Annotated in this window: 24 protein-coding genes; 13 read left to right on the forward strand and 11 right to left on the reverse strand. The window is 55.5% G+C overall.

The annotated features are described in order from the left end of the window. The first annotated feature begins 27 nt into the window (after positions 1–27). The 6 genes from HOV93_RS12950 to HOV93_RS12975 all read left to right on the forward strand — a co-directional run bounded on the left by HOV93_RS12950 (position 28) and on the right by HOV93_RS12975 (position 7,154). Positions 28–1,023 carry a bestrophin family protein gene (locus HOV93_RS12950; RefSeq protein ID WP_207396932.1) on the forward strand — a complete coding sequence of 332 codons (996 nt, stop codon included), beginning with the start codon at positions 28–30 and terminating at the stop codon, positions 1,021–1,023. Positions 1,024–1,119: 96 nt separating this feature from the next. Continuing rightward, entirely contained in the window at positions 1,120–1,263 is a 144-nt protein-coding gene (locus HOV93_RS12955; RefSeq protein ID WP_207396933.1) for a hypothetical protein, read from the forward strand. Between the two features lie 155 nt (positions 1,264–1,418). Further along, complete coding sequence (locus HOV93_RS12960; RefSeq protein ID WP_207396934.1) at positions 1,419–3,170, forward strand: arylsulfatase; 1,752 nt, start codon at positions 1,419–1,421, stop codon at positions 3,168–3,170. 318 nt (positions 3,171–3,488) lie between these two features. Next, positions 3,489–5,168, forward strand: a complete 1,680-nt coding sequence (locus HOV93_RS12965) for an FAD-dependent oxidoreductase (protein WP_207396935.1) — start codon at positions 3,489–3,491, stop codon at positions 5,166–5,168. Positions 5,169–5,267: 99 nt separating this feature from the next. Then, positions 5,268–6,074 (forward strand): transglutaminase-like domain-containing protein, encoded by an 807-nt coding sequence (locus tag HOV93_RS12970; RefSeq protein ID WP_207396936.1) that lies wholly within the window; start codon positions 5,268–5,270, stop codon positions 6,072–6,074. A 102-nt stretch (positions 6,075–6,176) separates the two neighbouring features. Then, positions 6,177–7,154: a sialate O-acetylesterase gene (locus tag HOV93_RS12975; RefSeq protein ID WP_207396937.1), complete on the forward strand. Its 978-nt coding sequence runs from the start codon at positions 6,177–6,179 to the stop codon at positions 7,152–7,154. 35 nt (positions 7,155–7,189) lie between these two features. Here the strand turns inward: HOV93_RS12975 and HOV93_RS12980 are convergent, their stop codons facing one another. After that, on the reverse strand, positions 7,190–8,014 hold the full coding sequence (locus tag HOV93_RS12980; RefSeq protein ID WP_207396938.1) for an SHOCT domain-containing protein: 825 nt from the start codon (positions 8,012–8,014) through the stop codon (positions 7,190–7,192). A 190-nt stretch (positions 8,015–8,204) separates the two neighbouring features. Next, complete coding sequence (locus HOV93_RS12985) at positions 8,205–9,464, reverse strand: HEAT repeat domain-containing protein (RefSeq protein WP_207396939.1); 1,260 nt, start codon at positions 9,462–9,464, stop codon at positions 8,205–8,207. A gap of 186 nt (positions 9,465–9,650) precedes the next feature. Here HOV93_RS12985 and HOV93_RS12990 point away from each other — a divergent pair, with 186 nt between their 5' ends. From HOV93_RS12990 to HOV93_RS13010, 5 genes are all read left to right on the forward strand, one after another. Next, complete coding sequence (locus HOV93_RS12990; protein ID WP_207396940.1) at positions 9,651–9,884, forward strand: FeoA family protein; 234 nt, start codon at positions 9,651–9,653, stop codon at positions 9,882–9,884. Continuing rightward, positions 9,884–10,108 carry a FeoA family protein gene (locus tag HOV93_RS12995; RefSeq protein ID WP_207396941.1) on the forward strand — a complete coding sequence of 75 codons (225 nt, stop codon included), beginning with the start codon at positions 9,884–9,886 and terminating at the stop codon, positions 10,106–10,108. The genes HOV93_RS12990 and HOV93_RS12995 overlap by 1 nt, the downstream gene beginning before the upstream one ends. Positions 10,109–10,201: 93 nt before the next feature. After that, a complete protein-coding gene (gene feoB, locus HOV93_RS13000; RefSeq protein ID WP_207396942.1) occupies positions 10,202–12,418 on the forward strand; it encodes a ferrous iron transport protein B in 2,217 nt (738 codons plus the stop codon). 134 nt (positions 12,419–12,552) lie between these two features. Further along, the gene (locus tag HOV93_RS13005) at positions 12,553–12,792 is read left to right on the forward strand and encodes a FeoB-associated Cys-rich membrane protein (protein ID WP_207396943.1); all 240 of its coding nucleotides are present in this window, start codon (positions 12,553–12,555) and stop codon (positions 12,790–12,792) included. Positions 12,793–12,834: 42 nt separating this feature from the next. After that, on the forward strand, positions 12,835–13,740 hold the full coding sequence (locus HOV93_RS13010; protein ID WP_207396944.1) for an aminotransferase class IV: 906 nt from the start codon (positions 12,835–12,837) through the stop codon (positions 13,738–13,740). Between the two features lie 11 nt (positions 13,741–13,751). Here HOV93_RS13010 and HOV93_RS26410 read toward each other — a convergent pair whose 3' ends face one another. From HOV93_RS26410 to HOV93_RS13030, 4 genes are all read right to left on the reverse strand, one after another. After that, the gene (locus HOV93_RS26410; protein ID WP_207396945.1) at positions 13,752–14,981 is read right to left on the reverse strand and encodes a HEAT repeat domain-containing protein; all 1,230 of its coding nucleotides are present in this window, start codon (positions 14,979–14,981) and stop codon (positions 13,752–13,754) included. Between the two features lie 416 nt (positions 14,982–15,397). Continuing rightward, complete coding sequence (locus tag HOV93_RS13020; RefSeq protein WP_207396946.1) at positions 15,398–16,228, reverse strand: hypothetical protein; 831 nt, start codon at positions 16,226–16,228, stop codon at positions 15,398–15,400. Between the two features lie 485 nt (positions 16,229–16,713). Beyond that, positions 16,714–17,142 carry an acyl-CoA thioesterase gene (locus tag HOV93_RS13025; RefSeq protein ID WP_207396947.1) on the reverse strand — a complete coding sequence of 143 codons (429 nt, stop codon included), beginning with the start codon at positions 17,140–17,142 and terminating at the stop codon, positions 16,714–16,716. A gap of 15 nt (positions 17,143–17,157) precedes the next feature. Further along, a complete protein-coding gene (locus HOV93_RS13030) occupies positions 17,158–17,748 on the reverse strand; it encodes an HAD family hydrolase (RefSeq protein WP_207396948.1) in 591 nt (196 codons plus the stop codon). Between the two features lie 179 nt (positions 17,749–17,927). Between HOV93_RS13030 and HOV93_RS13035 the strand changes: the two genes are divergently transcribed. Further along, positions 17,928–19,184, forward strand: coding sequence for a PQQ-binding-like beta-propeller repeat protein (locus tag HOV93_RS13035; RefSeq protein WP_207396949.1), 1,257 nt, complete (start codon positions 17,928–17,930; stop codon positions 19,182–19,184). Between the two features lie 53 nt (positions 19,185–19,237). Further along, positions 19,238–20,596, forward strand: coding sequence for a Trx7/PDZ domain-containing (seleno)protein (locus tag HOV93_RS13040; protein ID WP_207396950.1), 1,359 nt, complete (start codon positions 19,238–19,240; stop codon positions 20,594–20,596). A gap of 82 nt (positions 20,597–20,678) precedes the next feature. On the opposite strand, the gene HOV93_RS13045 is transcribed toward HOV93_RS13040, so the two are convergent. The 5 genes from HOV93_RS13045 to HOV93_RS13065 form a co-directional block, all read right to left on the reverse strand. Continuing rightward, the gene (locus HOV93_RS13045; RefSeq protein ID WP_207396951.1) at positions 20,679–21,722 is read right to left on the reverse strand and encodes a hypothetical protein; all 1,044 of its coding nucleotides are present in this window, start codon (positions 21,720–21,722) and stop codon (positions 20,679–20,681) included. A 375-nt stretch (positions 21,723–22,097) separates the two neighbouring features. Then, complete coding sequence (locus HOV93_RS13050) at positions 22,098–22,748, reverse strand: 3-keto-disaccharide hydrolase (protein WP_207396952.1); 651 nt, start codon at positions 22,746–22,748, stop codon at positions 22,098–22,100. A 178-nt stretch (positions 22,749–22,926) separates the two neighbouring features. Further along, complete coding sequence (locus tag HOV93_RS13055; protein ID WP_207396953.1) at positions 22,927–23,151, reverse strand: hypothetical protein; 225 nt, start codon at positions 23,149–23,151, stop codon at positions 22,927–22,929. Positions 23,152–23,266: 115 nt separating this feature from the next. After that, positions 23,267–23,644: a hypothetical protein gene (locus tag HOV93_RS13060; RefSeq protein ID WP_207396954.1), complete on the reverse strand. Its 378-nt coding sequence runs from the start codon at positions 23,642–23,644 to the stop codon at positions 23,267–23,269. 73 nt (positions 23,645–23,717) lie between these two features. After that, entirely contained in the window at positions 23,718–24,851 is a 1,134-nt protein-coding gene (locus HOV93_RS13065; RefSeq protein WP_235990302.1) for a PA0069 family radical SAM protein, read from the reverse strand. Positions 24,852–24,862 lie beyond the last annotated feature (11 nt).

The raw sequence follows: 24,862 nt of genomic DNA on the forward strand, positions 1-24,862 counted from the left end.
GATCAGACGGAAGAAGGAAGCAAAATCATGGTACGAGAAGGTTTTTGGACCGAAGTATTCCAACTCAACGGATCGGTGACTCCCTACGTCTTTGGCCGACTGATAGGATTCACGGCGTTCGGAGCGATTATCTACGCTTTGTTTCAAGCGTTTGATTTGACGAACGGTTTGGCGACAGCGCACTACGAGTATATCGGTGTGGTCCTGGCGCTGCTCTTAGTTCTTCGCACCAACGCCGGATACGACCGCTGGTGGGAAGCACGAAAGATCTGGGGAGGTATCGTCAACCAGTCTCGTAACCTGGCCCAAATCGGACTGGTTTACGGACCTTCGGATTCTGACTGGCGAAACTCGTATGCTCGCTGGGTGGCCGCTTTTTCTGCCACCTGTCACCATAGCCTCCGAGGTGAGCAGAAGTTCAACGAGATCCAGAAGATGTGCGAGATTGTCGGTACGGCCGAAACGCATCGACTCAGTCAAGCCGAACACATGCCGATGTACGCGATTCGCCGGGTCGCCGATCTGCTGAAGGAAGCGGTCGAGTCTGGGAAGCTAGATCGGTTTTACTTTCTGCAAGCCGAAAGCGAACGGGCCCGCCTTATCGATCACATCGGGGGCTGCGAGCGTATTCTCCGTACGCCGTTGGCCTCGGCGTTCTCGATCAAAATCCGCCGATTTCTGTTCCTTTATCTCATGTTTTTGCCGGTTGCGATTGTCGACGCCGCAGGGATGGCAACTCCGCTGATCGTCTTCCTGGTCGCCTATCCGCTGCTTGCTCTCGACCAAATCGGTGTCGAACTGGAAAACCCCTTCAGCAAACAGCGATTGAACCATCTCCCCCTGAATCAAATTTCAGAAACGATTTGCGGCAACTTGATGGCATCGATCGAGGAATTACCCCCGGTTATTCCGCACAATGCTTCGCCACTGCCCCGGACAACGTCGCACCCACAGAATGCTCCGGCAACTTACTCTGCAGAAGACTACGCCGCCTATCCGTTTCCTGCCCCTGCCGAGTCCTAGAGAAAGTCACTTGGTCACTCGACTATTCGGTCTCTCGAGTCAGCTCAAGCAACGAGCCCAATACCGTTTGCGGTGTTCCCTCGAAAGAACCAAACCTTGATTCGCATCGATGGGTTTCCTCTTTTTATCGATGCGAATCACGTCGACCTTGGCGTCCGCCGTAACGCCAAGGTCGACAATTTTTTATGCTTCTTCGCTCGACACGATCTTCCTACGCTTCTCTTGATTGTCGACGCCTAACAATTCGTGGCCCTAGGCCGAGAGATTTCTGTAAAAAACAGGGCGCAAGTACCGAATTCCCCTTACCCCTAATTTGACCAGCCGCTTCCCGGCGAGGACAATAGCGAGCGTCTGCCCCCACCAACCTATGCGTCTGCTCGACTGAAGGGTTCATCATGCCACACGTTTTTCCTCTCTTATTACTCGCTATTGGTCTGTTTCTTCCCACGGCGGTCCATGCCGCGGAGACGCCTAAACCGAATGTCGTGATGATCCTCAGCGACGATCAAGGCTGGGGCGACTTAAGCGTGCACGGCAACAAAAACCTTGCCACGCCCAACATCGATCAACTCGCGAAAGAGGGAGCACTGTTCGAGAATTTCTACGTCTGCCATCTTTGCGCACCAACGCGGGCCGAAATGCTAACCGGCCGTTTCTTTGGACGAACCGGTGTGCGAGGTGTCTCGACCGGGCAGGAACGCCTGAACCTCGACGAGAAGACCATCGCCCAATACTTTAAAGAGGCGGGCTACGCGACCGGCGCTTTTGGCAAGTGGCACAACGGCATGCAGTTTCCTTACCACCCCAATGCCCGCGGTTTCGATGAGTACTACGGATTCTGCTCTGGCCACTGGGGACATTACTTCAGCCCAGAACTCGACCACAACAATCAGCTCGTTCGCGGAGATGGTTACATCACCGACGACTTCACCAACCGGGCCATGCAGTTCATCGAAGACAACCAAGACAAACCGTTCTTCTGCTATGTGCCCTACTGCACGCCCCACTCGCCGATGCAGGTACCTGGCCAGTACTTCGACAAGTTCGCCGAGATGGACCCAGAGATGAAGAACCGAGATCCTCAGAAGGAACAACTCGGCATGACGCGGGCCGCACTGGCCATGTGCGAAAATATCGACTGGAACGTCGGCCGCATTTTGAAGAAGCTCGATCAGCTCGATCTAGCCGACAACACGATCGTCATCTACTTCGCCGACAACGGTCCTAATAGCTTCCGTTGGAATGGCGACATGAAAGGACGCAAAGGATCCCTCGACGAAGGCGGAACCCGCGTGCCGTGCATCGTCCGCTGGCCTGGTCACATTCCGGCCGATCGCAAAATCGACTCGATCGCAGGTGCCGTCGACCTGCTGCCTACGCTGCTCGACTTCGCAGGCATCTCGGCCAAGTACCCCAAGCCAATCGACGGCATCAGCTTGAAAGGAATGCTTACCAGCGGAGACGTTCCCACAGGCGAGCGATACATGATCGCTTCGCGTGGCAATCAAGTCAGTGTCCGCAATCAAACCTACCGTCTCGATAGCAAGGGCCAACTGTTCGATATCACGAAGGACCGTGGGCAGCGCAACAACGTTGCCAAGGAGCATCCCCAAGTACAGGCCAAACTGCAGGAGGTCGCCAAGCAGTATCGCTCAGAGATGCTACCCAATCAGGACAAGCGTCCCTTCACCGTTGGCTACACACAAAACACGCCGCTACCAGCTCGCGATGGAAACGGACACGGCGGCATCGAGCGCAGTGCCAGGGCTCCGAATTGCTCGTACTTCACCAACTGGAAATCGAAAGATGGCACCGTGACCTGGGACGTCGAAGTGGGCGAGGCCGGCGAGTACGAAGCGATCGTTTATTATACCTGTCCGCCGGAAAACGTCGGCGTCGAAATCCAAGCCCAGCTGCTCGGCCAGAAGACTGCGGCGACGATCAAAGAGGCCCACAATCCTGAAAGCTACGGACCCGAGCGAGACCGCTTCGACCGTGGATCGGAATCCCCCGTGAAAGACTTCAAACCCTTTTCGCTCGGGACGCTGACGCTACCCAAAGGACGCGATACGCTGACCCTTTCGGCGCTAAAGATCCCCGGCGAAGGGGCGATTGAAGTTCGCTACGTTTGGTTGAATAAGAAGTAAATCACGCGATGTACTTTCGTGTGATCGAACGAGAACCGAACCCATACGCTCTGCCGTAAACTGCGGCGGGGCGTTTTCTTTTTGCTTCTGCCGTCGGTCGTCAGCAGCGATTCCGCGACGATCGGTCTCGTTGGCGCCAGATGCATTGAGCCTGCTCCGACTCGCCACAGATTTTGGCATGTGGGATTTTATGTGGTGACATTCACGCTCAGATACGTCAAACTAGTTGACACAATCTAGTCCCAACTTCGGTTGGAAGTCGTCTTTCTCCCACCGCTCGCAATCCCCGCTGATTCCTCAATCCTGGATTTTGCTCGCATGATACCACGATATATCCTCACCGCCCTGCTCTTCACTCTGTTGGTCTCTCAGACACCCAGCTACGCGCAGCAGGCCTCGCAGTACGATCTGGTTGTGTACGGCGGAACGAGCGCCGGCGTGGCCGCCGCCGTGCAGGCGAAGCAGATGGGCAAGTCGGTGGTGATCGTCAGCCCCGACACTCACCTGGGAGGGCTATCCAGCAACGGCTTGGGCCGTACCGACAGTGGTCGCCAGAACGCCATCGGTGGGATCGCCAAAGAGTTCTATCATCGCATCTATCAGCATTACGCCAAGCCGCAGTCGTGGCCCCACCAAACACCCAGAGCCTACCTCGCCCAACGAGAAGCCCACGGTGCTTCCGACTCGAAGAACAAAACCTGGTGGGTCTTCGAGCCCCACGTTGCCGAGAACATCTTCGAGCAGTTCATTGCCGAGAACGACATCGAAGTCCTTCGCGACCAATGGCTCGATCGCGACCATGGCGTGGGCATGGATGGCCAGCGTATCGTTTCAATCACCACCCTTTCCGGCAAGACGCTGGCCGGAAAGATGTTTATCGACGCCACCTACGAAGGCGATCTCATGGCCGCCGCCGGCGTAACGTACACCATCGGCCGAGAAAGCAACGCGAAGTACGACGAGATCGGCAATGGAGTCGAGGTCGCCAAGAACGTCAAGAACCATCGCTTTCGCGTTCCGGTCGATCCTTACGTTACCCCTGGCGACCCCAGCAGCGGCCTGGTTTGGGGCGTGCACGACCAAGGCCCCGGCGAAGAAGGTGCTGGCGATCATCGCGTGCAGGCCTATTGCTACCGCATGTGCATGTCACGAGTACCGGAGAACCGCGTTCCCTTTCGCAAGCCTGAAGGCTACGACGAGAGCGTCTACGAGCTGTTATTTCGCAACTACGAAGCCGGCGATCCTCGCTTGCCGCTGCACCCTGCCCCGGCTCCTAACGGCAAGACCGATACCAACAATAACGGAGCCTTCTCGACCGACAACATCGGCATGAACTACGACTACCCCGAAGCGAGCTACGAAGAACGAGAGCAAATCCTCGCGCAGCATCGCACCTACCAACAAGGTCTGATGTGGACCCTCGCCAATCATGCCCGGGTCCCCAAGCAGGTTCGCGACGAGATGGCCCAGTGGGGATTGGCCCAAGATGAATTCGTCGACAACGACCACTGGCCCTATCAAATCTATGTCCGCGAAGCACGCCGCATGGTTTCCGACTACGTGCAAACGGAACACGATTGTCGTCGGCTGCGTCTTTGCGAAGACAGCGTCGGCCTGGGTTCGTACAACATGGACTCTCATAATGTGCAGCGATTCGTTTCCACGGACGGTACCGTGCAAAACGAAGGAGACGTGCAAGTTGCCACCGGCGGTAGTTACGCCATCAGTTACCGCTGCTTGATCCCTAAACAAGGGGAAGCCACCAATTTGCTGGTGCCGTGCTGCTTGTCGAGTTCGCATATCGCGTTTGGCAGCATCCGCATGGAGCCTGTCTTCATGATCTTAGGGCAAAGCTCGGCAACGGCCGCGGCCTTGGCGATCGATCAAGACTGCGCACTGCAGAAGCTCCCTTATGCGGACCTCAAGGCTCGTCTGGAAAAGGACGGCCAGCAACTGGTGCCTGCCGGAAAGCCGAAACCGTTCTCGCCCCCTAAGTAATAGGGAAACCTTCCTCCGTTTTTGAAATTGTCGGGCAATCCGCTCGTTCGCCTGTTACGATCAGACTAGGCGCAACTTGAAAAACAAAAACGGATTACCATGCTCATTCGCGTTGGTTATGAAATAGCTTTTGAATCCCCGCAGCCAGCTCCGATGTTGTTGATGCTTTATCTGCATCCCACTCGAGAGCTAACCACACGGCAACCTGATCTGTTGCAAACGACACCCTCCTTACCGATTTCTCAGTACTACGACATGTACGGAAATCGTTGCGGGCGAGTGGTTGCTCCGACTGGCCGTGTCACCTTTCGCAACACGGCGGTTGTCGAAGATAGCGGGCTACCCGACCTGCAAGCACCTCAGGCCCGACAGGCACAAGTTCAGGACCTGCCCCACGAGACACTCATGTACTTGCTGGCCAGTCGTTACTGTGAAGTCGACAGCGAGCTAAAGGATATCGCCTGGCAGCTCTTCGGAAAAACACCACCTGGCTGGCAACGCGTGCAGGCCATCTGCGACTTCGTCCACGAGCATATCACGTTCGACTACATGCAAGCCCGAGCCAATCGGACGGCGGTCGACGTTTATCGCGAAGGCGTCGGTGTCTGCCGCGACTATATGCATCTGGCCATTACGTTCTGCCGCAATTGCAACATCCCGGCCCGTTACTGCACCGGATACCTGGGCGACATCGGTGTGCCTGCAGCGGCTGACCCGATGGATTTCAGTGCCTGGTTCGAGGCCTATTTAGGCGGCCAGTGGTACGCCTTCGATGCACGAAACAACAAACCCCGCATTGGCCGAGTCCTCATGGCCCGTGGCCGGGATGCGGCCGACGTGGCACTCACGACCACCTTCGGCGTGAACGAATTAAAGGACTTCAAAGTCTGGGCAGACGAAGTGTAGAACCCCCGGGAACCATTTTCCTGTCGGTTTGCATCGTTGCGTATTTTAACAAAAAATAGACATAGCTCACGCGTCCTAAGCGATCATGTCTCGGAGTCTCCTATGCACGTTTCCTCATCCTTTGCCTTTCCATCTTTGGCCAGCATCGCCTTAATCTTCCTTGCATCGGCATCGCAAGCGGCGCCGGTGAAAGTGTTCATCCTGTGCGGCCAATCCAACATGGAAGGCAAAGGGGCGATCAAGCATCTCGAGCAACTACTGGCCGATCCGGCTACGGCCAAAACGTATCAGCATCTGCGTGACGACAATGGTTGGGTCGAACGGGACGACGTGTTCATCCAATACAACGACGATCGCGGGCGAGGCAAACTGGGCCTGGGCTACGGCACGCCTACCAATCGGTTTGGCCCCGAACTCGAGTTCGGGCACGTCGTCGGCAATGCATTGGACGAGAAGGTGCTCATCATCAAATGTGCTTGGGGCGGACGCGCCTTGGCAGTTCGCTTTCGCCCGCCAAGCTCTGGCAAGGGAGATTACACCCAGCGAAACCGCCAGACGAAAGAGATCGTACCGCTGCCAGAGGAAACCTACGGCGAAGCGTATCGCGACACGATCCGTATCGTCCAAAAGACGCTGGCCAACATCGATCAGATTGTGCCAGACTACAACCAGAAGGAAGGCTATCAGCTGTCCGGGTTCGTCTTCTTTCAAGGCTTCAACGACGTTATCGACCAGAAGAAGGTCGACGAGTATGGCCAGAACCTGGAAAACCTGGTGCGCGACGTTCGCAAAGATTTAGACGCCCCGAAGCTCCCCTTTGTCATCGGCGAACTCGGGCAACAAGGGGTCGAACCTGAAAAGCGTCACGCCGAGAAGCACTTCGCATTTCGCAAAATGCAGGAAGATGTTTCCAAACTGCCAGAATTCAAAGGGAACGTCGCGTTCGTCAAAACGAGCCCTTACATCGTGTCGGATGGCGAGTCGTTCGACGGCGGCTATCACTACTACGGCCGGGCCGACACGTTCTTCCACATCGGTCACGCGTTTGGCGAGGCGATGCTAAAGTTGAACCAGCCGTAATCCGCGGCTGGTTCCCTTAGCAGCGACGCTCGGCTTTACAGCCGACCGAGCAGCTCGGACTTCTTCGAGTTGAATTCGTCGTCGCTGAGAAATCCCTTGTCGCGAAGCTCACCCAACTTGGCGATCGCGTCGAAGACACTCGCTTCGTTGGCCGAAGAGTTCGTCGACGATGGAGCCGGCTGCGAAGGTGGCGGTGTCGACGCTTGAGGGGCAGGCGGCTGTGGCGTTTGACCATTCTGCGAAACGACCGGCAGCGTGCCCAGGCTCACCGTACCGAACTGGCTCGAGAAGGTGATCGAACTGCCCATCCCTTGTTGCTGCGAGAATCCACCGATCTGATGATTCTGCGTGTCGTACACCCACACGTCGCCACCGGTCTTCACGGCAAGACGACAGATATTCGGGAAGTAGGCATACTGTACGTTGTTCTGCGATCCGGTCGAACTGGGAGAACCGAGATCTTGCGGCCACCAATTCTGATTCGGATCGGGCACAAACAGACTCGACTGCCCCATCGGCGAACCGCTGGCTTGATTCTGCTGGCCGCCGCCACTTTGGCTTTGCGACTGAAAGCTGCCCGATCGCAACAGCCCAGGCTGGTTGGCCAGAATGTTGGAGATCTCTTGGCACAGCCCCCCTACCGAGTTCTTCAGGCCGTAGTTGAACATATCGCCCAACATCATCATCCCGCCCTGCATCCACTGCCCAGAGCCGCCGAATTCAGGATGGCTAAACTGAGCCATGCCACCGTTACCATTGAGCACGGCAATCATCATGTGGGTCACGGCATCGGTACTGAAACCATATCGTTGGGCCAAATCGTTGACGATTCGGCTACCTTCCGGCGTAAGCTGTTGCATCGAATCGCCCTATGTAAAATCGGGGTAGAAATGGAAATACCGGTAGTTTACCACACAAATGTGAAGAATATAAGCGTTGCCGGTTAAGGGGAAAGGACGGGCAAAGCCTTAAGGCCCTCAATCTTTCGGACAATCTCGCCCTTATTCTACCTAGTACTTTCCAATCAAGCAGGTATTGGATGCGACCAACTCAACGCTTCTGAGCATCCAACCCCTTAAGCTGGGCCTCGTATTGGTTCAACTCTTGAAGTCTCTGCGATACTTCCACTCTCACCGCTTGCCACTTGGCATAGGCAGCCGACGACATTTCGGCCGTGACGATTTCGTCGCCTTGCAGCAGTAAGAGACGTTTGTATTCTTCATGCCGCAGATGCTCCACACGTTTGGCGACGTGCAACTGATTGCGGGCATTGTTCACTTGAGCGGAGAGGATTCGAGACTCTTGACCCAGTTTCGCGACGTGCTGCGAATACCATTTCAGCGCTGCTTCGGCTTCGACTACCGGATCGAACTTCTTAATGCCTGCGATGCGTTTCCAGTCCTGGTCGCACGCTCCGGCAAACGCCCCTAGAATCCGATACATATTTTGCATCGGTATTTTGCCATCCAAAGTATCTTGCACCATGTCGGCGAGCACTTTGCGGCAAGCTTCATTTTCATAATGTTCCAACGCAGACAAAATCAGAAGTGGCGGGCTGCCGTAAGCATGGCGACGATAGGCCGCGTCCAGCAGCAGCAGGGCCTCCGGAGGATTTGCATAGTAGAGACCACACGCGGCCGCCGTGGCGATTTGGACATTCTCGTCTTCCAAATTTTTGAGCAGCGTCGGAACGCATTTTTCGCCGCCATACAGCAAAGCAATCAGCCCGATGATTCGATACTCGTGGGAGGTTTCCTTTTCTAAAATCGAGATCATGTCGTCCGCGCGAAAAGGCTCTCCGGCTCGATAGAGAGCAAAGATACTCGCATATCGGACCGCCGTAGGCTGCGATGGGTCTTGAGCAAGTTGCGTTAGCTCGTGGGCCATCTGGTTCTTTCGCAGTTCGCTCAAGACGAGTACCGTCTCGTACGGAAACTGCGGCGGCTCTTTCGCCTCGCCCAGTCCGCACATGCTTAATAGATGCTGCGTCATCGTTGCCTGCAGCCCCTGCGTGTCGAACAGTGCATCGCTATCGGGTTTCAGCACATCGAAGTAGAGAACATGGTAGTGATAGTAAGCGGAATCCCGTCCACCTCCGGAACCAGCAAGCTCCCTGCTTTTGTGGATTTGGTCGAGCTTCTCTCGCAGCTTTTCTGGCAGTGCCGGTCGCTGCTGCAGTTGGGCATCTCGCTGCTCGGCCTGCCGTCGCTCTTCCGCTTGTTTGTCGGCGGATTGAAATGGATTCTGTCCGAACGATTCGACCGCCGTCAGCCCGAGGATAACAACGGCAATAAAAGCAGGTGCGTTCATGCTGGTATGGCTCCGAGATGGTTTTTCTCGTGGTGGTAATGTCCGCCATAAAACGAGACGATCAACGGCTCTTGCGGGTTTTCATTCCATCTACCCATTGGACCCAACAATTCGGCATCTTGCCACAAACGTGTGCCTCAGTTAAGATTTCTCTACTGAGAACTACTCTCAATTAGCAGGCAAGCGATGTTTCCCGATATTCCCCTGAGCATGATTCAGCCTGGGTCCGTGGTGCGGATTTCTCAGGTCGTTGGCGGGCAAGACGATGTCAAGCGGATGGCCGAGATGGGTCTTCAGGCCGGAACGGAAATCGAGATGCTGCAAAGCGGCAGTCCTTGCATCATTCGTGTCGGTCAGTCGAAGCTTTGCTTTCGGCCTTCCGACATATTGAACATTTTGGTCAGTACGGACAAAGCATAATGTCGAAGTTGTCGCAGCTTGCAGTCGGTCAGGAAGCCGTCATCGCCTCGATCGATGCCACCAACGTGGCGGCCGTGCGACTAATGGAAATGGGCATGACTCCCGGCAGCAGCGTCAAGATGATTGGCTCGGCTCCTTTCGGCGATCCGTTAGAGGTGGAGATTCGCGGCTACCACCTGAGCCTGCGTAAGACGGAAGCCGACCTGGTGGAACTCGTGAGTTAACTCTGTAACAAGTACCAATCTCGCCGCGCCGCATGTTGTCCATCGCGACGTGTCTCGAATCCCTCGAACAGCCAACCCCCAATAGCCTGCCGCATGTCTGTCGACGCACCCGCTCGAACGTTAAATGTTGCCTTGGTCGGAAACCCCAACACCGGCAAGTCGACCCTCTTCAACGCGTTGTCTGGCATCCGCCAAAAAACGGGCAACTACCCCGGCGTGACCGTCGAGAAGAAGCATGGCGCGTTCACTCACAACGGGCAGAAGGTCGAACTGATCGACCTGCCAGGCACCTACAGTCTCGCCCCGCGTTCGCCTGACGAAATGGTAACGGTCGATGTCTTGCTCGGACGCCAGGCCCAGGAAGCCAAACCCAACGCCGTGCTGGTGATTGTCGATGCCAGCAATCTTGAGCGCAACTTGTACATCGTCAGTCAAGTCAAAGAGCTTGGACTGCCGACGGTTGTAGCGCTGAACATGGGGGACATCGCCCAGGACAAAGGAATCTCGGTCGACGTCGCGAAACTCGAACAACGACTCGGCGTGCCGGTCGTCGCCACGCTGGCCCATCGCCGCGGAGGCCTCGACCAACTGCGCGACACGATCGTTTCGCTGCTTGACCGAGAATCCGTTCCGGTTGAAAGCCCTTTCCCCGAAGAGTTTTGCGACAAGGTCGGCCAGCTGCATACCAAGTTGCAGCAGCACGATCCGCAAGCGACGCGGTACCTGGCCGAACGCCTGCTGCTGGATACCAGCGGCTACCTCGAGCAGGAACTCACCAGCGGCGGTCAGGAACTGCACAGCTGGATTGTCGAGTCACGTAATCAACTCGCCGAGTTAGGCCAGCCGGTACCGGCCATCGAAGCGATCTCACGTTACCAGTGGGTGCAAGGTGTGTTGGACGGAATCGTCACGCGTGAAGCAACCCGCAAGGTTACCTGGTCGGACCGAATCGATCGTATTCTGACCAATCGAATCGGCGGTTCGCTATTCTTTATCTTCATCATGACCCTTATGTTTCAGGCCGTTTTCAGCGACCTGGTGGCGGGGAATCTAATGGAGTACATCGAAGGGTTCTTCGAGATCATCGGCGGCTTTGTCGATGCCAGCCTGGCCGATGGCGCACTCAAGTCGCTGTTGATCGACGGCGTTATTGCTGGCGTCGGTGGCGTGCTCGTCTTCCTGCCGCAGATTTGCATTCTGTTCTTCTTCATTGCGATCTTGGAAGACTGCGGATACCTATCTCGGGCAGCCTACTTAATGGATCGCTTGTTCAGCAAAATTGGCCTGAGCGGTAAGTCGTTCATTCCGCTGCTGTCTAGCTTTGCCTGTGCGATCCCTGGCATCATGGCAGCACGCGTGATCGAAAATCGCCGCGATCGCTTGATTACCATCCTGGTCGCTCCGCTAATGAGTTGCAGTGCTCGCATGCCGGTTTATGTGCTGCTGACGGCGGCATTCATTCCCGATGAAACGTACGGTGGCGTCCTCTCGCTGCATACGCTAGTCATGCTCAGTATGTACCTGCTGGGGATTGTCGCGGCCGTGGGCGTGGCTTTTGTGCTTCGCCGGACGATCCTTCCTGGCGAAACGCCTCCGTTTGTGATGGAGCTTCCCAGCTACAAATTCCCGTCGATCACCGGCGTGCTGCTGGTGATGGTGGAAAAGGGTTGGGCGTTCGTCAAACGGGCCGGAACGCTGATCTTCGCCATGACGGTCATTGTGTGGGCCTTGTCGTACTTCCCACGCAACGAAGAAGCCGTCACCGCGCCATTTGCCGATGAAATCGCTCAGCTTGAAACGCAGCGTGAAGAAGCCAACAAGGAACAAGCCGCACAAATTGACGAACGCCTGGCCGAAATCAACAACCAGATCGATGGCCAGTTGCTTCGCAGTAGTTTCCTGGGCATGGCAGGGCACTGGATCGAGCCGGTCGTCAAGCCACTGGGTTGGGACTGGAAGATCGGCAGCGCCGCGATCGCTTCGTTCCCAGCTCGCGAGGTAATCATCAGCACGATGGGCGTTCTCTATAACCTGGGTGGTGACGAAGACGAAGAGTCCGCTCCGCTTCGCGATACCATCAAAGGTGCCAAATGGGAAGGGACCGACCGCAACGTATTCAACGTGCCGGTTGCCTTGTCGATCATGGTCTTCTTCGCTTTATGTGCCCAATGCGCCGCCACGTTGGCCGTGATCAAACGAGAAACCAACAGCTGGGGATGGCCCATCTTCACCTTCGTCTACATGACCGTTCTAGCATACGTAGGAGCCCTGATAACCTACCAGGTATCCGCAGCGATAATGTTGGGATAGATACAGTGTGAAGTTTTCAGTGTTCAGTTAAGACGGTGTTCTTGTCTTACTGAAAACTGAACACTTCAAACTTCACACTCTCCCAAATTTGACTTTCCCTGCCCTTTGGTAACGATTGAATCAAGGAGTTTTCCATGTGGCAGAACTTAATTGTCTTGGTCGTAGTTGCTTCGGCTGCTGGTTACATTGGCTGGACCGTCATTCGAGGGATTCAGGGCGCAGCCGGTTCGTGTGGCGGGGGCTGCGGTTCTGGGTGTGGTTCCAAGTCTCAACCAGACAACCTCATTCAACTGACGTCGGCCACGTCCCCTGACGACGAGGCGTCAACTTCCCCCGAAGAGCCATCTGCGGTAAGCTCGTCTCGGTCGCAGTGACGATCGAGGCAATTGCTTTCCCGCATTGAAAGGACAACTCCCATGGCTCCGCCGATCGCTTATTGGGAAGGAACTTGGATTCCACGCAATGAGCTGACTATTCCCTTGAACGATGCTGGGTTTCAGCTGGGAACGACCATCGCAGAGCAGTGCCGAACTTTTAACGGCAAGGTCTTTCGACTGGATCAGCACCTCGATCGACTCTGGAAGAGCCTAGAGATTCTTGATGTCCAGTCGCCCGAATCGCGTGAATCGCTCACCGATGTGATCCATCAGATCATCGAGCACAATTACCCCTTGCTGCCTGCCGGCTCGGACTTGGGCGTTACCATCTTCATCACGCCTGGTTCGATGGATCAGGCCTATCGCTCTCATAAAACAGGTCGCCTGGGCGTTCATACCCAGATGGTTGCGTTCGATACGTTCGCCAGTTTGTACGAAGTTGGCCAGCCGCTGGTCGTTCCCAAAACACGCCAGACGCCGGTCGACTGCTGGCCGCGTGAATTGAAAGTCCGCTCGCGTGTGCACTATTACCTGGCCGACCTGGAAGCCAAACGCGAAGACCCAGCCGCCAGGGCCGTGCTGTTAGACCACGAAGGCTACGTGATGGAAGCCACCACGGCCAACATCGCAAAGTATCACCCCGACACCGGCCTCGAGCTTCCGCCGGCTGACCTGGTGTTACCAGGCATCAGCATTGCGACCCTCGAAAAGCTGGCCGACGAGTTGGCCATTCCTGTAACGCACCGGCAGCTCACGCCGGAAGATTTCGCCACGGCCGATGAAGTCTTGTTAACCAGCACATCGCCGTGCATCGTGCCGTGCAATCAATGGAACGGCAAGCCAATCAGCGTAGGCAAGCCTGGGCCGATTTTTAAGCGGTTGATTGCCGCCTGGGAAGAGATGGTAGGGATGGACATTCGCAAACAGGCCGAGCGGTTCGCGTAGGTGTAACGCGACTAATCTCGGCGAAGATCGACGTCCAGCGGCATCTTCTTGTTCGCGTACCAGGTCTTCCAGCCGGCTTCGTTGAAATGATAGTCGACTTCCTCTTCGAGAACCTGTTTCAAAGCGACGCGTACGCCTTGATTTTGAAGATCTTGCTCGACGATCCTGGCCTTCTCTTGACCGAAAGACATCCCCCCGCCGCCGGTGCTATCGAACGCGGCATTTGTCCGGCCAGGCTGCGACCCTCGGGTCACTTGAAACTTGTGCGTCGTCACCAATGCATCCATCAAGGGAAGGATGCTGGCCGGATGCTTCAAACGCCCCAGGACAATCGCCGCACGATTAACGGTCGTGTTGTTGGCACTTTTTAGCTGCCCGATGAGATAGCTCACGGCCATTTGATAGTCGCGTTTCTCAAGGCCAATCGTCGCTCGGTCGCGGATCGAATCGTTCGGATCGTTAGCGGCCAGCTTCACTAGGGCCATCGTCGTTTGTGGCGTTTTTATGTTCGACAGGGCATCGACTAGCAATTCTCGCACGGCCGGATGGTCTTCGTCATTCAGCAATTCGATCACGGCCAGCCCTGCATTGGGATCGTCAACCTTTTGCAGTTCTCGGGCAGCTTCCTGGGCCTTGTCGCCGCCACGCTTGAGCCACGATCGCCAAATCCGAATCTGCTTTCGCCACTCGACTTGTTGGTCCTCGATGTTGCGATCGCTCTCCATCATCTTGAGATCTTGAGGAAATCGCCATCGTCCGCCATCACGAACGTAACCTTGGTTCCGCATCCAGTCGTCGCGAATGATCCACTTTTTTTGAAAGCGTTCGTAACCCAACGCCTTACGCGCGTCGACGTTGTCCGGCTCGCGTTTCAGGATCTCGTAATAATGGTAGTCGCGTTTGTCAGGCAGATTGTTTTGGTCGCACCACCTGGCCATCTGAAATTGGCCCTCGATGGTGTCTGGCATGCGAGGCAGAAATTCTTCGTACTTCTTAAGCTGAGCAGAAAACGCCACGACCTCGCGAACCGTCGTGCGGCCCAAGACAAGCGTTCCGCTGTCGGTCTGAACCTGGTACGTCGACCGAGGCGATTCGTCGGGATTCAACAAGGTTCCTTCTACGCTTCCGCCACTGGCCAAGTGAAAGATCTCGGCCTGAGCAACCGCGCAGCAGCCCAAGCTCGTCATCGCTAGGATGACGAGCGACGCGCATCGCGGTATGTGATGGCTCCGGCTCGGCACAGGCACGTTCCAGCGGGAAAGAAAAAGAAAACCTATCCCTAAGTATACGAACCGCTTAGCTTCGATTCCAAGATTTGACCCCAGAAATCAGAAAATGCGGGTAGTAAGGAAGAAAAGGCCTATTTTGGGGCTGAATGGGGTGAAAACGGTTTCGTTTAGGTGGCGTTACTTACGCCGTCAGGCCAACAGCGCAGCCAGCCGTGCCATGAACAACGTTGTCGCGTTACCATGCGCATCTCCGGTTTCCTCGCCCCCGTTCTCAGGGGAGAGGGGACAAGAGAGCCCTCTTCTGCCGTAGGGTGCTGAGTAGCGCAGCCAGTCGCACCATGCACAACGTTGTCGCGTTGCCATGGGATGGAGACCGTATTTGGTGCGATACGTTCCGCTTCGCGTCTCTGCTCACACCCTACCCTGGGTTAGGGTGGACCGCGTTCTTTGGCTTGACGTACTCGGTCGCGTCTTCTGTTTTGGATGACCCTTTTTCCATGCCCATGAAGACGTGGGCATGGCACCCGGCGTTTTGTTGGCTGGGCGGTTGGGTATTCTTTGGTGGAGGGCGTATCGTTCGGGCGGTTGAGTTCACGCTCTAACGCGTCGATCTCTTCCTGCTTGGCGCATATTTCCCCCTGCAGTTGCAGGTTGAGTGCTTTCATGCGGTAGTAGGTCCAGGCAAAGAACCGTTTCTCTTGGTAGGACAACGGCTCTTGGATTGGTTGTTTGCTGCGACGGATTTCCCGCTCGCGGTAACGATGGTGAAGCTGGCGCTCGCGTTTTGGTCTAGGCTCCAGTGGTGGAAGCTTAGGAGGCGTGCTCTTCTTTGGTTTCGGGATCTCGGGCGGATCTTCCTTGGGGAATTCGTACGCTTCGATCTCGGGATCGATGCGTACGACCAACGGATCTGCCCGGTAACTGGGACCTGCTTCGTCCATAAGCCGTGTGAAGTGTTCTTCTTCGGTTACTTGCGGGGGTTCTTTGGGCTCACGTGTGATCGCCTCTTGGGCTTCTTGCCTTCGAATGATCGCGCTCAAGGTCGCCCCTTGCGGGCGGCCCAGCGGATCGTTGCCGTACTCGGCCCGGTGCATGGGGTTCTCGAAGGGTGGCTCTTTCGGAGGCTCGTCGGCCAGTATTGCCAGGACTTCTCCGCAGCAGGGGCATAGGAGTCGGTTGCCATCGATCACGGCAACCTGCGAACCGTGCGCGGAGGCGCCCGGTTCGTGTTTTTCAGGTTTTTCGTGGTGATGGGACATAATGGTACTCGTAAATATTTGTGTGCAAAGTGATGGGTTAGTTTAGTAGGGCCCGCGTGTCGCGGGTCGCGAAGCGGGTACCCGGTATACGACCCGCGTTCGCGCGGGGCCCTACGGTTTGCTGCTTATCTAGCAGCGAACTGGGTACGGATTTCGTATGCCTAAAAAGAAAATAGGCATGGTGCCGGGGAAGCGTCCCCTGGGCATGATTTAGATATACCAGCCTGGTGTAGCATATGTATAGTGCTCAAATGAAAATTTTTTTGGATTCGCGCGGAACCGGGGACCAGGCGTTCGACCCGCGTTCGCGTGAGGCCTTACTGATCGATACTTGCTTTTGGGTTCAGGCCGGTTGTATTAGCCGCTTGTGGCCATTGGCCACTCAGAGATGAATTTCTGAGCCACCCATGAGAGAAAGTGGGTACCTGAGGTTTGACTTGCCCGGGGCGTGAGGGCTTCTTTTTGTGACGCGGCTCGAACTGGCGTTACGAGGTTTGGGCGATTCCGTCCGACTTAAATGCTTCGATGATCTCTTGCGGGACGCGTGCCGGCATGCGTTTTTCTAGATTGACGAACGCCCAATTGGTTTGGGCGATGGCGAGATTCTTTTGATCGCTTTCGCGGCGAATTTCGTACTTGCGAATGCAGGACGCGCGTCGGAATGAATCGACCCAGGTAACGACTACGAGTTGGTCGTTCTCAAACGCAGGAAAGTGGTATTCGATTTGATGGGCCCGGACGACCCAACTGCAGCCGAGCTTGCCGTACTGGTCATGCCCCCATCCCTTTTCCAAGGAATGAGCCACCGCCGCATCCTGCATCCACTTCAAGTAGACGAGGTTATTAACGTGTCCCTGGACGTCGATGTCGTCGGTTACGACATCGATTTTGTGATGATAGATATTGGTAAGCATGAAACCTAACGGCCCCTAAGCACCGGCCGTGATCCGCCGTGGGGTATGAAATTCTCGGACGTCGATCACGTGCATTCCGGCCGCCTGACCGGCTTCGATTCCGAGTTGGGCATCTTCGTAGACGCAGCACTTTTCCGGAGCGACTCCTAGCCGCGTGGCCGCTTCCAGAAAGACATCCGGAAATGGCTTATGTCGCGTGGTATCTTCCGAGCAAACAAAAGCCTGGAAATAGTCGGTAATTTCCAACTGGGTGAGAATCCGCTCCATGACCCACCGCATTGCTCCGGTGGCAACGGCCATCGGGACTTTGCCATGATTCAGTCGGACCACTTCCACAACCGGCTCGATGGGGCCGACTTCCGAAAGCAACTCGACGAAGGCATTTTCCTTCTCGTGAGCACATTCGTTCGCATTGAGCGAGACGCCTTGTTCCTCGGCCAGAAGATTGAAGATCCTTTCGGTAGGAACGCCCCCTAGCGAATAAAAGCGATCTTCGGAAAAATCCAGCCCATGCTTCTGCGTGATCTGACGCCACGACAAATAGTGGGCGGGCATGGTATCGGCCAGGGTGCCGTCCAAGTCGAAAATATAACCTTCAAATCCCACTGGAATCTCTCTTTAGGGTGCGCAAGTGCTTCTTCTCGGGTTACGCTATTGTAGATGCTATGTCTCGGTTATGAAGGGCAATTGAGTTGACTCGACTAGAGCATGCCGACGATAATATGGCTTCCCACCGCCTAGCGCAATGATCCTCCCCGCTCTAACCTCGTTAAGGGTATTGCTGAATGCGTCTGCCGATTATTGTTTCTTTCTGCCTGACACTGCTTTCGTGGAACACTTTGTCGGCCGAGAACCATTGGCCCGAATTTCGTGGCTCGGATGGTAACGGAGCCAACTTTTCAGCCAAGGTTCCTACCGACTTAAGTAAACCGCTCAACATGGCCTGGAAGGCCGAGCCGCACGGCCGAGGCTGGTCGTCGCCCGTAGTCTGGGGAGATCAACTGTGGATTACCACCGCCACCGAAGATGGCAAGCAGCAATCGGTGCTGTGCTACGACCGAAACACGGGCGAGAAAAAGTTCGACATCCTGTTGTTCGAGAACGACGAAGTCGACGAAGCGCATCTGACCAATAGCTATGCCTCGTGCACGCCGGCGATTGAAGAGGGACGCATCTATGTCCACTTCGGCAGATACGGCACGGCATGTCTCGACACGAAGACCGGTAAAAAGCTGTGGGAGCGTCGCGACCTTCCATGCGACCACCACCGTGGGCCTGCGTCTTCTCCTATTGTTGACGACAAAAACATGTACGTGGCCTTCGATGGATTCGACGTGCAGTACGTTGTTGCGTTGGATAAAAAGACCGGCCAAACGGTTTGGAAAACCGATCGCAACATCAAGTACAACACCGACAACGGCGACTGGATGAAAGCATATTCGACCGGCCTGTTGATCACGCATGATGGTCGACGCCAGTTGATTTATCCCAGCGCGGCCGAGACTCAGGCGTTCGATCCCGAAACGGGCGATATTCTGTGGAGCGTCAAGCACGGCGGCATGAACGCGGCCATTCGTCCGATCTATCGTCACGGGCTCGTTTACACGTTCCCCGGCCATGGCAAAAATTTGATCGTGGCTGTCGATCCGTCCGGCAGTGGCGACATCACCGCGAGCCACTTGAAGTGGAGCGCCGGCAAAGGCGTGCCGCTGCGGCCTGGCCCCGTGTTTATTGACGACAAGATCTTCATGCTGGATGACGATGGCGTGGTCTCTTGCCGCGATGCGAAAACGGGGGATGTCGACTGGATCAAACGAATCGGCGGCAACTACCGGGCCTCGCTCATCTGCGCCGGCGAGAACTTGTATGCCTTTACCGACGACGGACACGCAACCGTATTCAAGGCTTCGCCAGAAGAGTACATCGAAGTCAGCCAGGCCGACTTCCCTTCTGGGTTTCAGGCATCCGGCGTCCCCTTGGACGACTCGCTCTACTTACGAAGCGTTGACGGGCTTTACTGCTTTCGCCATCCCAAGCCGTAACTGGCTACCGTTAGACGCTTCGCCTCACTCATTTTGTTCCCGGGAGACCTTTGATGAATTTCGTTTTACGTTCCGTTTGCGCAATGGGGATCAGCCTTGTCTGCGGAGTCCCCTTGCTGGCGGAAGACGGAAAGAATTCAGTCCACCAAACGCGTGAAGAAAAGGTCTTAGGAGACCGCGAAAAGGTTCTATCGGACGGCTATTGGATTTACAACGGCTTTGAAGAAGGGGTCAAGCAGGCCCAAGAGACCGGCAAGCCTTTGCTGGTTGTCTTGCGTTGCATTCCGTGCGAAGAGTGCGTCAAGCTCGACGAAGAGATCATGGAAAAGGATCCTGTCCTACGGAAGCTGCTCGATCAGTACGTTCGTGTGCGGATCGTCGGTACCAACGGTCTTGACCTCGATCTGTTTCAGTACGACTACGACCAATCGTTTGCCGTGTTTCTGATGAATGCCGACAAGACGATTTACGGACGTTTCGGCACACGCTCGCACCGTACCGACTGGACCAGCGACGTTTCGATTGAAGGCCTGGCCAAGGCACTCGATGGGGGCCTCAAGCTGCATGCGAACTACCCTGGCAATAAAGCCTACTTTGCCGGCAAGCATGGCGATAAGCCGCTTTATTCGTCGCCTGAGAAGTTTCCTTCGTTGAAAGACAAATACACCGACACGCTGAACTATGAAGGGGATGTGGTTCAAAGCTGTATTCACTGCCATCAGATTGGCGACGCTCAGAAGTCTGTTTTTCGAGATCGCGGGAAAGCGATTCCCGATGAATTTGTCTTCCCCTATCCGCACCCTAAAACACTGGGGATGATTATCGACCCGAGCGAGATGAACACCCTGAAAGAAGTCGCTTCAGGCTCGATTGCCGAGCAGGCCGGTCTTCAGGCGGGCGATCAGGTCTTTGCTTTGAATGGGCAAGTCATTCTCTCGATCGCCGATATCCAGTGGGTGCTGCATCATGCTCAGGACCAAGACAGCCTGCAGGCCGAGATTGTCCGCGATGGCAAACGCATCATCAAGCCGATCAAGCTTACCGAAGGATGGCGTCAACAAGATGACCTTTCGTGGCGCGTGGGTGCCTGGCCAATGCGGGCCATGGCGTTGGGCGGCATGAAGCTTGAAGAATTGACGCCTGAAGAGCGTAAGAGTGCAGGAATCACCGATCCACAGAAGATGGCCTTGAGGGTACGCAGTGCAGGTCGCCATGGCAAACATGGGTTGGCCAGGAAAACGGGTTTCAAGGTCGATGACATCCTGGTCGCGTTCGATGGCCGCAATGACCTTCTGCGTGAGACCGATTTGCTGGCGTATGCCGTGCAAAACTGCATGCCAGGCGAAAAGGTAGAGATCGACCTTATTCGCGGCAGCAAACCGATGTCGCTTTCGCTGGGAATGCAGAAGTAAGCCGAGCGCATAATAAAGGCCCCGCCAAGATTTCTCTTCGCGGGGCCTTCTCATCCAGATTTCTTAGTTAGTCGACTAGCGACTAGTCAGCGGCGTCGCCGACGGCGGCACCAATACCAGCGCCGATTCGGGCACCTTCTCGACCACCGATGGCTCCACCAATGCCGGCTCCGATGCCAGCACCACGGCGGACATCAGGATCGGCAAATCGACGATCGTAGTTGCGTCGACCTCCGTCCATGTAGTACCGACCGTTGTTGTCGTAGTAGTGCTGACGACCATTTTCGTAATAGAAACGCGTGCCGTCGTTATCGCGATAGTAGTAACCATCGCTGTAGGGCGAACCGCGGTAACCGGTCGAGCGACGTGGCTGGTAGTTGTCGTACCAGTCGCCACCGTGTCCGTAGCCTGGACCGTTATAACGAACCCAACCGTTGTTACGGTAAACCATCCAGTTGTTGGCTGGGGTCCAATACCACCACACGCCGTTCTGGTTCTTGAAACGCCAGCGAGCGGATCGATCGTCGTCGCGACGGTCACGATCTCGACGATCGTAGTTATCGCGGTCACGACCATCACGGACGCGGTCGTCTCGGTCACGGATTCGATCATCACGATCAAAGTCGCCTCGGTCGCGACCATCTCGATCTCGCATCCGAGCATCGGCGTTGATACGAGCGTCACCGTCGACTCGAGCATCGGCATCTACGCGAGCGTCGGCGGCACCGCGACGATTGGCTTCGGCATCGACATCGACGTTGGCGTTAACATCCGCTTGAGGCGGCGTTGGCACGTTGTCGTTTAGGTTCGGAGCACTGGCGTCAATGGACGAATCAACTTGACCTTGGGTAGCCCCTTCGATCGAGTCGGTTAGCCCTTGCGTCGGTGCTTCGGGGGTGTTGGGTGGGCTGACTTCGCCGGCTGCTTTGGCACCTGCCTGAGCACCCGTGTCGACAGCGTCTTGCGCACCAGCGGCGGCGTTTCCTGCAGCTTCGACTGCGCCACTAGCGGAATCGCCAGCTGCCTCGACGGCTCCGCCCACATCTTGGGCGTTCAACGAGCCGGCCAGCGCCAAGCCTGTCGCCGCGACCAGACCTAAGATCCAATTACTAGACGAAATTTTCATATTGATGTCCTTTCTCAAGAGAACAGAGAACTTCCAAGTTCGTGAATACGTTGTTACGACACAGTTGCAAACGCATTCAAATTTCGTCATCCGTTATTAGATGACGATTATTCACGAATTGATTTAGAAAAGGTTAATGGCAATGGGCATGCCAAATTGCGCACCACTTTAAGAAAAGGTGCTTCTAGAAAGGAGTTTGTGCTGAATAGCCCGCAATTTCCTTGATTGTTCGGTACTTCCCTCAACGTGGAACCGAGATGGTAATGGGTAACAATGGTCGTGCGGCAATCACCGTGGAGCTTCCCGGTTCAACAAAAAGAGGCCGTTCCAGATGGAACGGCCTCCTAATGATTTGGCTACGAATCAACGGCGAAACTAGTCGTCGAGATTCTTGAGCTTGATGTTTTTCCAAGCCACGGTGTAAGGTCCTTGATCCTTAGCGATCCCATGCACCTGCAGGCCAAGGAAGCCTTTAGGGTGGGTCTTGTAGATCTCGGCATCGTTCAGCGTTTCGATTGGTTCGCCGTTGATCCAGGTTTGAATCTGTGGGCCTTTGGCAACGATTCGGAAGTGATTCCATTCGCCGTCTTTGAAGTGCGAGTGAGGCTTGAGACGTTCTTTCGGGGTCAACCAACCGCGGCCGGTTGCTTCGCCGTAGACGTAGCCAGCTTCCGCTTTGCCTGCTTCGATTTCGACCTGTGGTCCGTTCACGCGACCTTCGTTGGTGTTGCCTTTGGTTTGCGAACGGATCTGCACACCCGAATTCAAGCGATCGTGAACTTTGACATCGAACTCAAGTTCAAAGTCGCCGTAGTCCTTGTCACTGCAAAGGAACGAATTAGGGCTGCCGGTCTTGGTCGTGCCGAGGATGGTGCCGTCGACTACTTCGTAAGTCGCGGTGCCGTTCTTCTGCGTCCAGCCGGTTAGGTCTTTGCCATTGAACAGTTCTGTCCAACCTTCTTCGGCCTGAACCGTTGCTGTGAAACAGAAAAGCAACAGACCGAGCATGAGCCACGTTTTTTGCATGGGTAGAAAAATCCTAAGTTGAGTGAGTGGATGGGGGTTTAGAGAGGGAAGTCTATTATTCCTACCCTGGTTGCCTGCTTCAACCAAGTGTGTCGCAATTGCACAGAAAAAGCCCCTTTTCAGGGTCAAAACCTGAAAAGGGGCCCGTCATTACTCGGACTTTCGTTTTAAGTCGGCCCTATTTGCTGCAGCAGGCGGCTACGGCATCGCAGCAAGCCTGACCTTCTTCGCAGCACGCAGGCTTATCTTTCTCGCAGCAAGCTTCCTGAGTTTCGCAGCATGCCAGACCCAAGGTGCAGCAGTCGGCTTGAGACGCCGTCGCTGCCGAGGTGCCAGGAACAGCCAAAGCTCCGAAACCCAGTCCGAAAGCCAACAAAGAACCAAATGCAATTTTAGTGATCATAGTCACGTCCTTATTTTCAAAATGAATGTTATGTGTCAGCGTGATCGCTGTGGCACGGATTTTCCGCGCACACGGATCTTGAGATAGCTAATTAATGGCAGTCGACAGAACGTCGTTAACAGCGCCAGACACACTTCAGAACGTGAATCGGAACCGAGGCTTTCGTGTCGCTAATCGACACGCTCGGCATAAGCACTGGCAGAGCAGCGATCGTACGCGACGCAAAGAGGTCGGCAACGTAGACGACCGGGACCTGGTCAACGGCCAGGGCACGAACTTCGAAAGTAACCGGCTGAATTTGACAGCGGCAATCGGGGCTAGTCGGAACGTGCTGCTGCTGAGAGGTGTTCGCCTTTTTCGCTTGGCAACACGATACAACCGGCGCATCCCCGAAGTCATTGGAAGCGGCACAATGCAAACGACACCACCCTGGTCCCACTGCCAACAGCGTGGCCAGGATGAGAATCAGGGTTGGTGTATAAATGCGATGCATGTGCGTGTGGGTCCTTGGAGGAAGCGATGTATTCTTACCTGCTCAATACGAAAGTCAAGCTACCACGGTTCGCTCAGAACATCCGTAGTTGTGATTTTCCGTTTTCACCCGGGCCGCGGAACTGCGACGTATCTAACGGAATCTTACGCTTATCGAGGCCATAGCGATGCTGAAACAAGGAGAACGTTTTGGCGATCGTAGCGGCGATCCCCCCTTCTCCGCGCATGCGGGTTCCCCAGCGTGAATCGGTAAGTTGTCCTCCCCGACAGGCTTCAATGCGTGAACGAACTCGCTGGGCGTGCTCCGGCAAATGCTCCTCAAGCCAAGTAACGAAAATCTCTTTCACGGAGTGTGGTAAGCGCAACAGCGTGTAGCCGGCACTAACGGCTCCTCGCTGGGATGCGGCCTCAAGAATCGCTGGAATCTCGGAATCAGTCAGCCCCGGCACAATAGGGGCGACCATTACATTCACGGGAATGCCTGCGGCGGTGAGTTGCTCTACCGCCGCAAGCCGAGCCGCAGGGCTGGATGTGCGTGGCTCCATCAGTCGTGTCAGCTTCTGATCAAGAGAGGTTATGCTCAGATTCACACAGACTAGATTGTGCCGGGCCATCTCCGAGAGCAAATCGAGGTCACGCAGGACTAATGCGTTTTTGGTGATGATCCCCATCGGTTGCCGCGCTTCAAGAGCGACTTCTAGGCATCCCCGCGTGACTTCAAACTCGCGTTCTGCCGGTTGGTAACAGTCGGTCACGCCTGACATGGCGATCACTTCGCATCGCCAGATCGGCTTACGCAGGAAATTGCGAAACAGGTGCGGGGCATCTTTCTTGACCATGATCTTGGTCTCGAAATCGAGGCCACTGCTCAGCCCGAGAAACTCGTGATATGGCCGGGCATAACAGTAACTACATCCGTGCGCACAGCCACGATAGGGATTCAAGCTATAGGTGAAGAGAATGTCAGGACTGTCGTTCTTAGTGATCAGAGACTGCGTGAGGTCGGCAAAGTACTCGGTCGGTACCTTCCGCGGGGCGAACTCCTGGGTATCGGTCGGGTCGAGATGTTCCAAATCCCGCGCAACACTCAACCGCTCAAATCGATTGGTGGGATTTTCGCTGGTCCCACGTCCTACAGCTTTTCGGGCAGATTCCATTGCCTGGTACCATCGATGAAGATGAATGATGACGGCACCATAAGTATACATGCGTACATGCA

Source organism: Bremerella alba, from assembly GCF_013618625.1.
GTDB classification, from domain to species: Bacteria; Planctomycetota; Planctomycetia; order Pirellulales; family Pirellulaceae; genus Bremerella; species Bremerella alba.

Bases quoted from the DNA above. Each gene is read 5' to 3' on its own strand.
- HOV93_RS12950 (WP_207396932.1), top strand. From the start codon at position 28: ATGGTACGAGAAGGTTTTTGGACCGAAGTATTCCAACTCAACGGATCG.
- HOV93_RS12960 (WP_207396934.1), top strand. From the start codon at position 1,419: ATGCCACACGTTTTTCCTCTCTTATTACTCGCTATTGGTCTGTTTCTT.
- HOV93_RS12965 (WP_207396935.1), top strand. From the start codon at position 3,489: ATGATACCACGATATATCCTCACCGCCCTGCTCTTCACTCTGTTGGTC.
- HOV93_RS12970 (WP_207396936.1), top strand. From the start codon at position 5,268: ATGCTCATTCGCGTTGGTTATGAAATAGCTTTTGAATCCCCGCAGCCA.
- HOV93_RS12975 (WP_207396937.1), top strand. From the start codon at position 6,177: ATGCACGTTTCCTCATCCTTTGCCTTTCCATCTTTGGCCAGCATCGCC.
- HOV93_RS12980 (WP_207396938.1), bottom strand. From the start codon at position 8,014: ATGCAACAGCTTACGCCGGAAGGTAGCCGAATCGTCAACGATTTGGCC.
- HOV93_RS12985 (WP_207396939.1), bottom strand. From the start codon at position 9,464: ATGAACGCACCTGCTTTTATTGCCGTTGTTATCCTCGGGCTGACGGCG.
- HOV93_RS12990 (WP_207396940.1), top strand. From the start codon at position 9,651: ATGTTTCCCGATATTCCCCTGAGCATGATTCAGCCTGGGTCCGTGGTG.
- HOV93_RS12995 (WP_207396941.1), top strand. From the start codon at position 9,884: ATGTCGAAGTTGTCGCAGCTTGCAGTCGGTCAGGAAGCCGTCATCGCC.
- feoB (WP_207396942.1), top strand. From the start codon at position 10,202: ATGTCTGTCGACGCACCCGCTCGAACGTTAAATGTTGCCTTGGTCGGA.
- HOV93_RS13005 (WP_207396943.1), top strand. From the start codon at position 12,553: ATGTGGCAGAACTTAATTGTCTTGGTCGTAGTTGCTTCGGCTGCTGGT.
- HOV93_RS13010 (WP_207396944.1), top strand. From the start codon at position 12,835: ATGGCTCCGCCGATCGCTTATTGGGAAGGAACTTGGATTCCACGCAAT.
- HOV93_RS13020 (WP_207396946.1), bottom strand. From the start codon at position 16,228: ATGTCCCATCACCACGAAAAACCTGAAAAACACGAACCGGGCGCCTCC.
- HOV93_RS13025 (WP_207396947.1), bottom strand. From the start codon at position 17,142: ATGCTTACCAATATCTATCATCACAAAATCGATGTCGTAACCGACGAC.
- HOV93_RS13035 (WP_207396949.1), top strand. From the start codon at position 17,928: ATGCGTCTGCCGATTATTGTTTCTTTCTGCCTGACACTGCTTTCGTGG.
- HOV93_RS13040 (WP_207396950.1), top strand. From the start codon at position 19,238: ATGAATTTCGTTTTACGTTCCGTTTGCGCAATGGGGATCAGCCTTGTC.
- HOV93_RS13045 (WP_207396951.1), bottom strand. From the start codon at position 21,722: ATGAAAATTTCGTCTAGTAATTGGATCTTAGGTCTGGTCGCGGCGACA.
- HOV93_RS13050 (WP_207396952.1), bottom strand. From the start codon at position 22,748: ATGCAAAAAACGTGGCTCATGCTCGGTCTGTTGCTTTTCTGTTTCACA.
- HOV93_RS13055 (WP_207396953.1), bottom strand. From the start codon at position 23,151: ATGATCACTAAAATTGCATTTGGTTCTTTGTTGGCTTTCGGACTGGGT.
- HOV93_RS13060 (WP_207396954.1), bottom strand. From the start codon at position 23,644: ATGCATCGCATTTATACACCAACCCTGATTCTCATCCTGGCCACGCTG.
- HOV93_RS13065 (WP_235990302.1), bottom strand. From the start codon at position 24,851: ATGTATACTTATGGTGCCGTCATCATTCATCTTCATCGATGGTACCAG.